Origin of the sequence: Ureibacillus thermosphaericus (genome assembly GCF_012396605.1) — a bacterium.
Lineage (GTDB): Bacteria > Bacillota > Bacilli > Bacillales_A > Planococcaceae > Ureibacillus > Ureibacillus thermosphaericus.
In genome coordinates, this window is record NZ_JAAXPW010000005.1 from 32,869 (window position 1) to 45,362 (window position 12,494).

12 protein-coding genes are annotated in these 12,494 nt (G+C 34.7%); 4 read left to right on the forward strand and 8 right to left on the reverse strand.

The annotated features are described in order from the left end of the window. Window positions 1-56: 56 nt before the first annotated feature. Together HF990_RS03445 and HF990_RS03450 are read right to left on the reverse strand one after the other, a co-directional pair. On the reverse strand, window positions 57-614 hold the full coding sequence (locus HF990_RS03445; protein WP_016838631.1) for a glutathione peroxidase: 558 nt from the start codon (window positions 612-614) through the stop codon (window positions 57-59). Window positions 615-741: 127 nt separating this feature from the next. Next, complete coding sequence (locus HF990_RS03450; protein WP_016838632.1) at window positions 742-942, reverse strand: cold-shock protein; 201 nt, start codon at window positions 940-942, stop codon at window positions 742-744. A 272-nt stretch (window positions 943-1,214) separates the two neighbouring features. On the opposite strand from HF990_RS03450, the gene HF990_RS03455 reads away from it, so the two are divergent. Then, entirely contained in the window at window positions 1,215-1,793 is a 579-nt protein-coding gene (locus tag HF990_RS03455; protein WP_016838633.1) for a nitroreductase family protein, read from the forward strand. Window positions 1,794-1,949: 156 nt separating this feature from the next. Here HF990_RS03455 and HF990_RS03460 read toward each other — a convergent pair whose 3' ends face one another. From HF990_RS03460 to bioD, 6 genes are all read right to left on the reverse strand, one after another. Next, entirely contained in the window at window positions 1,950-2,219 is a 270-nt protein-coding gene (locus HF990_RS03460; RefSeq protein WP_016838634.1) for a hypothetical protein, read from the reverse strand. A 145-nt stretch (window positions 2,220-2,364) separates the two neighbouring features. Continuing rightward, a complete protein-coding gene (locus HF990_RS03465) occupies window positions 2,365-4,461 on the reverse strand; it encodes a carbohydrate-binding domain-containing protein (protein WP_096551727.1) in 2,097 nt (698 codons plus the stop codon). 656 nt (window positions 4,462-5,117) lie between these two features. Further along, window positions 5,118-6,116, reverse strand: coding sequence for a biotin synthase BioB (gene bioB, locus HF990_RS03470; protein ID WP_016838636.1), 999 nt, complete (start codon window positions 6,114-6,116; stop codon window positions 5,118-5,120). Then, complete coding sequence (locus tag HF990_RS03475) at window positions 6,113-6,691, reverse strand: biotin transporter BioY (RefSeq protein WP_016838637.1); 579 nt, start codon at window positions 6,689-6,691, stop codon at window positions 6,113-6,115. Before HF990_RS03475 ends, bioB begins: the two co-directional genes overlap by 4 nt. Further along, window positions 6,688-8,058: an adenosylmethionine--8-amino-7-oxononanoate transaminase gene (gene bioA / locus HF990_RS03480; RefSeq protein WP_168411981.1), complete on the reverse strand. Its 1,371-nt coding sequence runs from the start codon at window positions 8,056-8,058 to the stop codon at window positions 6,688-6,690. The genes HF990_RS03475 and bioA overlap by 4 nt, the downstream gene beginning before the upstream one ends. Continuing rightward, on the reverse strand, window positions 8,030-8,731 hold the full coding sequence (gene bioD, locus HF990_RS03485; RefSeq protein WP_016838639.1) for a dethiobiotin synthase: 702 nt from the start codon (window positions 8,729-8,731) through the stop codon (window positions 8,030-8,032). The genes bioA and bioD overlap by 29 nt, the downstream gene beginning before the upstream one ends. Before the next feature lie 350 nt (window positions 8,732-9,081). Between bioD and HF990_RS03490 the strand changes: the two genes are divergently transcribed. From HF990_RS03490 to HF990_RS03500, 3 genes are all read left to right on the forward strand, one after another. Beyond that, on the forward strand, window positions 9,082-10,782 hold the full coding sequence (locus HF990_RS03490; RefSeq protein ID WP_016838640.1) for an S-layer homology domain-containing protein: 1,701 nt from the start codon (window positions 9,082-9,084) through the stop codon (window positions 10,780-10,782). A gap of 275 nt (window positions 10,783-11,057) precedes the next feature. After that, window positions 11,058-11,405, forward strand: a complete 348-nt coding sequence (locus HF990_RS03495) for a hypothetical protein (protein WP_016838641.1) — start codon at window positions 11,058-11,060, stop codon at window positions 11,403-11,405. Window positions 11,406-11,449: 44 nt separating this feature from the next. Beyond that, entirely contained in the window at window positions 11,450-12,439 is a 990-nt protein-coding gene (locus HF990_RS03500) for a ketoacyl-ACP synthase III (protein ID WP_168411982.1), read from the forward strand. Window positions 12,440-12,494: the final 55 nt, after the last annotated feature.

Genomic DNA, 12,494 nt, shown 5'->3' on the forward strand with positions numbered 1-12,494 from the left:
TTAGAATATATCCCCAATCCTTTTCTAATCCGCTCATAAATTGACAATCCCATCATTTATGCAATAGAAGTTTTTACTGCGTCTTGAATCGCATTTTCCACATCTAGTATAGAATCGGTTGGTTCAAAGCGTTTCACTACATTTCCATTTGCATCCACAATAAATTTAGTAAAATTCCATCGAATGTTTTTTCCATCAAGGGCAAGAGGGGTACTTTCTTGAATTTTAGATTTTAGTATCTTTTCTTCAAAATCGATTCCGAACTCGCGGCATTCTGCTTGTTCTTTTAAATATTCAAATAGCGGATGAGCTTCATCTCCATTGACATCAATTACATCAAAAATCGGGAACGTTACACCGAAATTTATTTTACACATTCTTTCTGTTTCTTTTCCATCTTCAGGATTTTGTTCAGCAAATTGATTGCTTGGGAAACCTAATATGATGAGACCTTGATTTGCAAATTTTTTATACAATCTTTGTAAATCTTCAAATTGATATGTAAAACGGCAGTGGTTTGCAGTGTTTACTATTAACATCGTTTTATTGCGATAAGTTTCCATTGAAAGAATTTCACCGTTTGGTTTTTTTATAAGAAATTCATAAATAGACATGCTCTAATCCCCTTCATCTATTATTTTATTCTAATAATTATTATATAATAATTATTATAAAAGTCGAAAAAAATGCTTATCATATGGAATAAAAAAATCCTCTGCCTTTTGCAGAGGATCAACGTATTTATCGTTTCACAACGTTTGTTGCTTGAGGTCCACGGTTGCCTTCTTCCACTGAAAACTCAACTTTTTGACCTTCTTCAAGTGTTTTGAAGCCGTCTCCTTGAATTGCGGTGTAATGGACAAATACATCGATTCCACCTTCAACTTCAATGAATCCATAACCTTTTTCTGAGTTAAACCATTTTACTGTACCTTGATTCATTTTAAAAAAACCTCCAAATTTAATTTTCCATAATTACATTTTTAAACTAAAAAAATTCACACATTACAAAAAGTACCAAACGAACACGATTACTTTTTGTAATATGTGAATTCATTAGATAAAAGTTATATAATTATTAATTCATAATAAAACAAAAATAGATTTTGTCAAATGTTTTTCGTTACAAGAATCCGTGTTGATAAGCATTATTTATTAATTTTTCATTAATTTATGTTAATATAACAAGCGCAACTAAATAGGAGGGAATATAAATGGATTTTTTTGAAGCAGTGAAAAATCGCCGTTCTATTCGTGTATTGGAAGATGTAGCTGTTGTTCCAGATGAACAAGTTATTGAAATTGTAGAATCCGCATTAAATCATACACCAACTGCATTCAATGGACAGGAAACTCGCGTGGTGATTTTGTTTGGGGAAAATCATAAAAAACTTTGGAACGATACAGAAGAAATTGCCCGAAAGAAAACTAAGGAGGATTTTGCACGAATAGAGGAGCGAATTAATGGGTTTCGCAATGGTCATGGAACGATTTTATTCTTCCAAGACAGAGATGTAATCAGAGGTTTACAAGAAAAAATGCCTCAATTTCATGATGAGTTAGAAGTATGGTCTCAACAAAATCAAGGTATGCTTCAATATGTAGTTTGGACAGGGTTGGAAGCTGTAGGCTATGCAGCATCCCTTCAACATATGGAAATAAATATTCAACCGGAATGGAATGTTCCTGATAGCTGGAAGATTATTGCTCAAATGCCTTTCGGAAAACAAGTACAACCATTAATGGAAAAAGAAATAATTCCAGTCGAAAAGAAACTTATTGTCGTTAAGTAAAAGATTGCGAACGTTAAAGATAGGGGAAAGTGGCTGGCTGTGAGCTGATTTCTGTTTAGTTAGGAATGATGGAAAATTATTTCATCATCATAAAATGAGTAGCTTGCGAAAAGTCAATTAGGACTTGTTGCAAGCTTTTATGTTCAGTACACTCTTTCAATAATATTTTTTCCTCCCTTTCTGTTTTTGAATTTCTTGTGTTAAATATTGAACTTGTTTTTCAAGCTTTGCTATTCTTTCATCATATTCTTGAACTTTTTGTTGAGATTGTTGAAATTCATCTATGGAAAGTAGTTCTGCATAGGAAGAAATGATATCCCCTATTGTTGAAAGAAAAATTCCGATAATCCCTAATTTTATTGAGATATCTTCAGATGAGTTGGAGGATGTTGAATTCATCGGATTTGAATGATCATAATTTTTCATCATTCTTCCCCCCAATTCCAGTATCTTTTATATTATATGAATAACTATTGAATTGGGAACAGCAAAATCGAATATTAATGAAGTTTAGCTATCATTGCGAAGCATTACTATGAATGAAGGGCGTCGTAAAATTTGACGCCCTTTTTTATAGTGGAGCCCTCATTGGTTCGTTGTGAAAGAACAGATTGACTTCGCGATTTTCTTTAATAACATTATTCTCATGTAAAAAGGTCATTGGGGATGTTATCGTAAATTCCACTGAAAATTTCCCGTTTTGATAATTTGTATTTCGATAGAGTCCATCGATACTTTCACCAGATAAAATACCGCCATAATGAAGGGTATATGTTTGGTTCAATTTCAAATCAGGAGTGCTAATGACAATCGATTGGAATTCTTTTTCAGGTTTAACAGCAATAATTTCATTTTCCTTTGAATCGGTGATATAAAGGCTTGTATTTGCTTGTTGCTCTTTAAGAAAAGTCATCATAATTGTGTTTTGACTAGAATTATTGGAAACCCCTTGTGCTTTACCGTCGCTGCCCGCAGCTATGAGGATACCGCCTTCCATCAGAAATGTGTGGTCATAGTCTAATGGACCATTGTTGTTATTGGTTGGACCATAGACAATCACCGTACCACCTGTCATTCTAATGGAACCGTTCGAGTCGAGTCCGTCACCATCTGCATTGACGTATAAATAGCCACCTTCAATTAATAATAATCTTTCGTCATTGTTCGATTGATTTGTTTGTGAATTTTCGCCTTGTATATTCACTCCATCATCTTCCGCAAATACATGGTACGTTCCATCACGAATAATAATTTTTTTCCCTTCAATGCCTTCATAACTTTTTGCAATGTTTACATTTCCGCCTTCTAGTGTAACGGTATCATCAGCGTGAATGGCATCGTCTTCGGTAGAAATGTGAATGATACCATCTGATATAAAAATATCTTTACCATGAATGGCATCATCGAGTGAGTTGATGTTGAATGTTCCCCCCATAATCGAAATGCTTGTGCCTGCCTTAATTCCTTTTGTGCTTTTATTACTCGGAACTCGATTATTTTGAAGAATAGGTGAATTCATTTCTTCTTGTGGTAGTGGTTGTTTTACAGGATTGGGTGATGCCGTAGAAAATTGCGGTAGCATTGACCCGTTCATTTGCTTATCAGAGAAACTAGAAGAATCAGAGGGCATTGGTATGGAAATTTGTTGTAACATTTCGGGATTCGCTTGTAAAATGGCTAGCGCTTTATCGTATGTTTCCACGCCTTCCAATTGTTTTTTTACTTCATCAGAAACTTCAATATGATGAAGAAGATATTCGATTAATTCTCGATCATTAAAATTCGTCCCCGTTGATATTTCTTCAGATGTTTCAATTCTTTTTTGACCACCGCCACCTGTAGTAATAGTATATTTTCCTCCTCTGATAGCAACGATTTTTTCGCTTTGAATCCCATCGCCACCTGCATTGATTGTGAAGGTACCACTTTCTAATACGATATGACCTTTTGACTGAACTTCATGGTTGGTGGATTTTAGCCCATCACCGCCAACCGTTAAATTGATTATTGCATCTTTTATGGCTAGTAAGTCGCTTCCGATGATTCCGTCGTCAGGTGCGGTAATGTCGATGGTTCCTCCTGTTATTTTTAAATCGTCGTTGCAGTTAATGGCATCATTAAAGTGGCTTTTAATTGTTAAGGTACCGGGTCCGTTGATGGTTAAGTCATCTTTACTATAGATTGTAGCGGTTGGTTGATCTGTAACGTTTTCATAGACATACTCGGATGCATCCGTAAGGGTATTAATTGTATTTTCTTCAAGAGTGATGATGGTTTTATCTGCTTGTTTAATATATATTGGGGAAGTGGTAGATGAATGAATGGTGGCACCATTGAATACGAGGCGAACATTTCCGGAATCCTTAGTATCAACGATTATTTGCCCGTCATCCAGTGCACCTTCAAAGACATATGTGCCAGTTGTATAAATGAAAATTTGATTTCCTTCTACAACGGCTCCATCATTTCCATCGATTGTTGCAGTTATTCCTTTTAACTGAATCAAAGTAAACGTATCTTCTTGCCAAGGAGAGTAGTAGTCGCTTTTCTCATAAGAAACAAGTTTCGAGATGTCCTTTTGCTCCTCTACCGCTTTGTCTGTACATCCACAAATTAATAAAAAAGAACAAAGGGATAGGAACATGAATATCATTTGATTTTTCGCCATCAAATTCTCCTTTATTTTTACTAGGCTTACTAATAAATGGTTCTACTGTTTTATTTATGCTGTAAAATTCTTCTCATAACCTGCTAAGTTTGAGTTTTGAATGATTTTCAGTTACTTGTATTTCGAATGCAATTTCCGTCTAAGGAGGATAATAGTCAAAGGAGTAAACATAATAGTTAATCGATAAAAACAGCCTAGAGTGACGGGAGATAATAGTCAAACTTCCGAAGATAATAGTCATTCACGAGAGGATAATAGTCAAAGGGGCAAACATAATAGCCAATCGATAAAAAAAGCCTCGAGCGATGGGAGATAATAGTCAAACTTCCAAAGATAATAGTCATTCACGAGAGGATAATAGTCAAAGGAACGAACATAATAGTCAATCGATAAAAATAGCCGCAAGCGATGGACGATAATAGTCAAACTTCCAAAGATAATAGTCATTCACGAGAGGATAATAGTCAAAGGAACGAACATAATAGCCAATCGATAAAAATAGCCGCAAGCGATGGACGATAATAGTCAAATTTCAGAAGATAATAGTCATTCACGAGAGGATAATAGTCAAAGGAACGAACATAATAGCCATGCCTCCAAAGAAAAAAGAGCGAAACAACTATTCGCTCTTATTCAATCATAGAGGGTATATTCCATTAAACATTTAATAATTCCTGTTGTTTTTCAGTGAGTTCAATTTCAAATCCTAAGTCCTCAAGCATTTTATAATCTTGATTTTTTTCTTGTCCTTCCGTTGTTAAGTAATCACCGACAAAGATGCTGTTTGCTGCGTATAGTCCAAGCGGTTGCAAGGAGCGCAGATTTACTTCACGCCCACCAGAGATACGAATTTCTTTTGTTGGATTCATGTAGCGGAATAATGCAAGCACTTTTAAGCAATAGCGAGGATTCAGCTCATTCGTCCCTTCCAGTTTTGTTCCCTCAATGGCATGTAAGAAGTTAACTGGAATTGAATCTGCATCAAGTGCTCGTAAAGCCCGAGCAATATCAACTACATCTTGCTTTGTTTCTTTCATTCCGATAATGGCGCCAGAGCAAGGTGAAAGGCCGTGTTTTTTCACGATATCGATCGTATTGATCCGGTCTTGGTACGTATGAGTTGTCGTAATGAATTCGTGATGTCTTTCTGAAGTATTAATGTTATGGTTGTATCGATCAACCCCTGCTTCTTTTAACTGTTCTGCTTGTTCCTCTTTCAATATCCCTAAACAAGCACATACTTTTAATCCGTACTTTTCTTTAATTTCTTTTACTGCTTCACTAACCACGTTCACATCTTTTCGAGTTGGACCGCGGCCGCTTGCAACAATGCAATAAGTGCCAATTTTATTTTCAAAAGCAATTCTCGCGCCTTCTAAAATTTGTTCTTTTGTAATAAAAGGATATTTTTCGATAGGGGCTGTGGATTTTGAAGATTGAGCACAATAGCCGCAATCTTCAGGGCAGTACCCGCTTTTAGCATTCATAATCATGTTCAATTTCACTTTTTTGCCGAAGTAGTGTTTACGAATCGTAAAAGCTCCATGTAATAATGGCAGTAGTTCATCATCGTCAGCGTTCAAAATCTCCATTGCTTCTTCATTAGAAAGTTCTTTTCCGTTAATAACTTCTTGTGCTAAAGTTTGCCATTTCATTTAGGTACCTCCAATACATTGAACATTTTTTTATTTAATAAGAAGTAAATTCTTCTTGCAAACAGTCCAGTAACTATTGCTAATACAATGTCAACACCAACAGTGCTTAAAAAAGCAGTCATAAATACGGTTGATGCACTTGTTGGCATGTCCAGCAAGAAATTTAGTGCAAAGTATACGTATGGCGCACCAATTGCATAAATAACGAAAGTGCCGACTAAATTTGCAACAACAAATCGTAAGCGGGAAGGTTCTTCTCCTCCACGTTCAATGATGTATCCTATAATAAAAGCACCAACAGCAAAGCCGACTAAATAACCGAAAGTAGGTTGCAATACATATGTCAGTCCTCCACCTTGAGTAAAGACAGGTAGCCCTGCTAAACCAACAAAGATATATACTAATTGACTTTGTAAACCTCTTTTACTGCCTAAAATGGAGCCAGCTAAAAAAACAATGATAATTTGCATTGTAAATGGAACGATTGGCAATGGTATTTTGATAAATGCTCCTATCGCGGTCAATGCAGCGAATATCGCTACTAATGTAAGTGAAAAAATCTGTGAATTTCTCATATAATTCCCACCTTTTTCTTTTTGAAAAACTCGACAATTTCTTCTTTAGCTGTATTAACCATCCATTCTATTTCCTCTTCAGAAATGATATATGGTGGCATGAAATATAAAATATTGCCAAGGGGTCTTAGTAAAATTCCTCTATTTAATGCTCTTTTATAAATTCGATAGCCGATTCGCTCTTCACTTGGGAGAGGGGCTTTTGTTTTTTTGTCTGCAACTAATTCAATTGCGCCAACAAATCCTGTTTGTCGATATTCACCGACATATGGAAGTGAATCGAAGGCTTCGTGTGCTAATTTATTTAAAAGTTTTGCTTTCTTTGCAATTTTTTCTAATACTTGCTCTTCTTCAAATATGGCAAGCACTTCTTGGGCCGCTCGCAATGCAAGTGGATTGCCTGAGTAGCTGTGGGAATGCAAGAAAGCTTTCATTGTGCCGTAATCGTCATAAAACGCATAGTAAATTTTGTTTGTTGTTAGCACTGCTGAAAGCGGCAAATATCCTCCGGTAATGCCTTTCGATAAGCAGAGAAAATCCGGTGTTATATCTGCTTGTTCACATGCAAATAACGTTCCAGTTCTTCCAAAACCAACCGCAATTTCATCCGCAATAAGATGCACGTCGTATTGATCGCACAATGTCCGTAATTTTTTTAAGAAAACGGGAGGATACATATTCATGCCGCCTGCAATTTGAATTAACGGTTCAATAATGGCAGCAGAAAGAGTATCAGCATGCATCTTAAATTGCTCTTCCACAAACATTGCACAAGGAGCATCGCAAGTACCTGGATGTTCAGCAAATGGACAGCGATAACAATTTGGTCCTTCTGCTTGAACAACATTTAATAAAAGAGGTTGAAAAACTTTGTTATATAAATCTACCGCCCCGACTGACAAAGCTCCGAGCGTTTCTCCGTGATAAGCATTTGTAAAAGTTAAGAAGCGTTGTTTTTTTGGTTGTCCAATTTGAGCACGATATTGAAAGCTCATCTTTAACGCTATTTCAATGGCAGCTGAACCGTTATCTGCAAAAAATACTTTTTCTAATCCATCCGGAGTTTTTTCAACCAGTTTTGTTGCCACATGTATAGCTGGTTCATGGGTAAAGTTCGCAAAAATTACATGCTCTAATTTTTTTGCTTGGTCGGCAATTGCCTTGCTAATGCGCGGATTGGCATGGCCAAATAAGTTGACCCACCAAGATGAAACGGCATCTAAATAGCGATTTCCTTGCTTGTCATATAGCCAAATGCCTTCACCTCTCTCTATAACGATTGGTGGAAATGTTTCATAGTCTTTCATTTGGGAACATGGGTGCCAAATATATTTAAAGTCAAGATCTTGTAGTTCGGAGTAATTCACGATTCATCAGCCTTTCGAAAATCGTTTCTTCATCAAAGCTTTCAATCGTTCGATTTCCTTCCACAACGACAAATTGTTGATGGGGAATAAAACGTTGTAAAGTTTGAATATTATTTTTTTCGATTTCACTATGTTCGTATTGGTTGATAACGATTCCGAGCAATTCAATTCCTCTTGCATTTAATGCGCCAATTGACAACAATGTGTGATTGATTGTGCCAAGTTTCGGATGGGTAACTAATACAACAGGTAGTTTCGAGCGTTGAATGATATCTAGTAAAGTTAAAGAAGTATGAGATTGCAGAGGTACATAAAGTCCTCCAGCCCCTTCACAAATCACAACATCATATTCATCCTGTAATTGTTCAATTTTATTGAGTATTTTTGCTCCGCTAATCCACTCTCCCTCAAGTTCTGCTGCATAATGAGGAGAAGCAGGAGCGGGGAAAGAATATGAATTAATGGAATTAGGCGATAATGGTTGCAAACTATAATTTAGGTAACTAGACGTATCATGATAGTAGGTTTTATTGTTCTTTTTCATGACGCCTGTTTGTACCGGCTTATAAGGAACCACTTTGAATCCTTTTTTTTGCAAATAGCGCATTAATAATGTGGCAATAAAGGTTTTTCCTACATCTGTGTCTGTTCCAACGACCCAAAAATGGTTCAAAACATCACCTTCTTAGTTGTTTTCTTGTTAACTGGATTAATTCATAAGTTAACACAATTTATTTTCCACGTAAATACCAATTTTTGAATTTTATATTCGAATAGGTAATTGGGAGGCTTTCATAAACAGAAAGTAATGGGTGGAAGAGAGAATACTATTTTGAAACAATATGGAACATTTCTTTTGTTTATACGGACTAATAAATAGGGGGTTGGAATTTGTATTATTTTCCAAACGAAAGATAGACTGGAATTAATTGCTGAAACTATCATCTATTTTGTAGAAAAGGTATAATTATCATATTGAAGCGGATGACGTTCATTTGATTAATGCATATTGGAGGATTTTTTATGAAAAAGAAAAAATGGTTGAATTTATTTACCGCAGCGACTGCTGTCACGATTGCTGCAACAGCAGTTCCCGTTGCTTCAAGTGCGGCACAATTTTCAGATATAAAAGGTGACACTCATGAACAGGCAATTGTTCAATTAGTGGATGCAGGAATTATTAAAGGATATCCTGATGGGACATTTAGAGCTTATCAAGATTTAACGTGTTCCGATGTAGTGAAATTGATTGGTAGATTTATAAAGTTACAAGGCTATGAAATTCCTAGCGATTATAAAACGAATATGCGCTTTTTAGACCTTTCTAAAAATACGGATGATGAGTTGCTTCAGTATTCAGCACTAGTAAAAGATGCAGGGATTTTTGAAGGGAATCGATTAAATCCAACACAAGCAATGACCCGTGAAGATATGGCGGTGATTTTAGCAAATACATTATCAAAAATTTATCAAGTTGACGTTCATCATTATGTTGATGCTCAATCTTTTGAAATTGAAGTGACTGATATACAAGAAGCGAAAGAAAGTGCCCGTTCATCAATTCAAGTATTAGACTACTTTAACATAACGAATGTAAAAGAATTCAAACCCAAAGCTACTTTAAAGAGAGGGCAATTTGCTTCATTTTTACAAAGACTGATAAACACTACGCTAACGGAAAAACTCTTCCAAGTGAAAAAGGTTGAAGTAGTAGGGAACGAAATCGTAGTTCAATTTAATGAAGCAGTCAACTTGCCAACATCAACTAGTTCGAAGGAAATAGCAACATATTTCAAATTAGTAGGATTAGAAAATGAAGTATTTGCAAAAGGTGAATTAAATAAAGAGGGGGATTCATACACAATTACCCTTAATTCAAAAAATGAAGGAAACTATCGCTTCGAAATAAAAGGGGTACCTTCAAAATCAGGAAAAATTTTACCAGCATTTGACAAACGAATTAGTATTCAGAAAACTGAAGAACCAAAAGAAGAAACAAGGTTTGTAGTAGAAAGTGAAAAATTCGTTCTTGGAGTTACTCCAGATGGTCAAATAGTAGATAAATATGATGCAAATATTAAGGTTTATGGTTTCGTGAATCATGATAAAGTCGAATTACCAAGCAGTGCTTACACCATTACAACGAATAGCAAATATTTAAATGTAGATGGTAATAAAGTGACTGCGAATGTTGATGCCATTGAAGCAGATGGTATTTTAGATGAGGAAAATCAAACTTATGAAGCTGATATTTTCATCACCATTAACCAAACAGGCGAACAAATCAAGCATACTCTTACACTTTCAAGTGAAAAGGTAAAGGTAAATGGTAAATTCGTTTTAATCAATAAAAATTCTTTAAGTCAGAAAGAATTAAAAGAGATTGATGTAGAAGTTTCTGAATATGGTTTAGTATTAACAGCAACGGATTTATTCAAAGAAATCTATGAAGAGGGTTATTTTGAAATAGAGGATCAATACGGTAAAGAAGCAAACTTTAATCCGAATACAGGGCTAGTTACCTTTGCAGACGGATCCTCAAGGGAAATTCGTCCAATTATTACAAACATTAATACTACAAATGATCAATATGAAATCTCCTACAATGGAACAATAAACTTAATGATTGGTTTAGGAGAAAAAGGGCTATCCCGAGGAGACTCTTTCAATTTAAAATTAAGCATTGATGATGCAACGGTTATTGTAAAAGTTTATATGAGATAAATTTGTAATTAGGGATATTAAACTAGATTAGGGTTTAGTTTAATATCCCTTTTTTATTATGTTTCAAAAAAATTGATAGTTATTTCTAACTTTTTAAAAAATTCCGCAATAGGTAATTGATATTTTTTGATGAACTTGATATATTACTATTGGTATAAATTGTTATACTTTGAAAAATAAAACTATTATACTTATAGTGTTATTGAATTATTAGGTATATAGTTTTATTTTTCTGATTTATTATTACAAATTTATTATTGGAAGGATGGAATAGTATGAGAGAAGGATTTTACTCTATTCAAGTAAATTCAGTGCAAAAAGTAGTGAATATGGTTGTAGGAGGCTCATTTTCTCCAGAAAAAGTGCAACAATTTTTAAATGATTACCATAAGAACCTTGATCCGATTCCAGCTAGTCAATATGAATTACGCTTTGATTGTCGTGATTTAAATGTTATAACGCAAGATATGATTCCACATTTACAAGGATGTTTCGAACTTTATAAAACTACAGGGTTTAAAAAAGTAGTTGTGGAAATTAAACAAAGTGCAATTATTAAAATGCAATTGAATAGAATTGCAAAAACTGTAGGTTTAGAGCCATTTGAAGTAGTTGAAGTATAATTGTTCTTCTCGTTTCAAAGTTGTATAGGAGGCTTTTAGTAAGCATGACGCATGTTCAAATAAAAGAAGTGGAAGTCTATCATCCAAATCATGTTGTAAATAGTCAGAAGTATATTGATTACTTTAAAGAAAATAAAGGGAAAGATATTTCTAATTTATTAGAAACTTTAGGAAGAAAGAATTATTATCAAATAAATAATTCGGAAGAAAATAGTATAACGATGGCAATCGACGCTTCTAAGCGAGTTTTAGAGAAAGCAGGAGTAGAAGGAAAAGATGTCGATATGATTATCTTTTCTTCCCAAGTACCTGAGTTGACATTCCCTACAAATGCAATTTTTGTTCATGAGGCAATTCAAGGGAAAAAAGATTGTATTGTTTACGACAGTAATGCTAACTGTGCAGGAATGACGATTGCGGTTGAACAAGCTTCCCGATACTTGTTAAGCAATCCCCACATCACCAATGCATTAGTAGTAGGTTCTGACTATTTGTCTCTTGTTGCAAATCCGGATGAAGAAATTACATATGCTAGCTTTGGAGATGCTGCAGCGGCTGTATTTCTTGAAAAAACGGAAGAAGATACAGGGTTTATCGATGCAATTTACGAAACGGATTCTTCTTTTAAAGAAAATATTTTATATCCAGATCAAGGTTTTTCTAAATATGTATTGAATAAAGAGTTTCCTGGTTATATTCGTTGGCTTCCATTCGATGGTGCTGTTTCATTGCCGTATGCGTATGAAAAAATAGAAAAACTTTTGCATCGAAATAATTTACAAATTGAAGATGTGGATGCATTTTGCTTTTCACAATTTGCCCTATCAAATATCAAAAATCTTCAAGAAAGATTTAATATACCTGATGAGAAAATTATCTATATAGGAGACCAGTATGGTTATACTGGAACAAGCTCACCATTCGTCTCTCTTTATGAAGGAATTCAATCCAATCGAATTAAGCGAGGAGATATCGTATTGTTCTGGACAATTGGTGGTGGGCACGAATTTATTGCAATGCTTTATAAGTATTAATACATATTAGAAAAAATATAAAATGATAGCCCCGTAAAAGTTAAACACATTACGA

Excerpts from the sequence above, each read along its gene's own strand:
- HF990_RS03445 (WP_016838631.1), bottom strand. The coding sequence starts at position 614 with ATGTCTATTTATGAATTTCTTATAAAAAAACCAAACGGTGAAATTCTT.
- HF990_RS03450 (WP_016838632.1), bottom strand. The coding sequence starts at position 942 with ATGAATCAAGGTACAGTAAAATGGTTTAACTCAGAAAAAGGTTATGGA.
- HF990_RS03455 (WP_016838633.1), top strand. The coding sequence starts at position 1,215 with ATGGATTTTTTTGAAGCAGTGAAAAATCGCCGTTCTATTCGTGTATTG.
- HF990_RS03460 (WP_016838634.1), bottom strand. The coding sequence starts at position 2,219 with ATGAAAAATTATGATCATTCAAATCCGATGAATTCAACATCCTCCAAC.
- HF990_RS03465 (WP_096551727.1), bottom strand. The coding sequence starts at position 4,461 with ATGGCGAAAAATCAAATGATATTCATGTTCCTATCCCTTTGTTCTTTT.
- bioB (WP_016838636.1), bottom strand. The coding sequence starts at position 6,116 with ATGAAATGGCAAACTTTAGCACAAGAAGTTATTAACGGAAAAGAACTT.
- HF990_RS03475 (WP_016838637.1), bottom strand. The coding sequence starts at position 6,691 with ATGAGAAATTCACAGATTTTTTCACTTACATTAGTAGCGATATTCGCT.
- HF990_RS03490 (WP_016838640.1), top strand. The coding sequence starts at position 9,082 with ATGAAAAAGAAAAAATGGTTGAATTTATTTACCGCAGCGACTGCTGTC.
- HF990_RS03495 (WP_016838641.1), top strand. The coding sequence starts at position 11,058 with ATGAGAGAAGGATTTTACTCTATTCAAGTAAATTCAGTGCAAAAAGTA.
- HF990_RS03500 (WP_168411982.1), top strand. The coding sequence starts at position 11,450 with ATGACGCATGTTCAAATAAAAGAAGTGGAAGTCTATCATCCAAATCAT.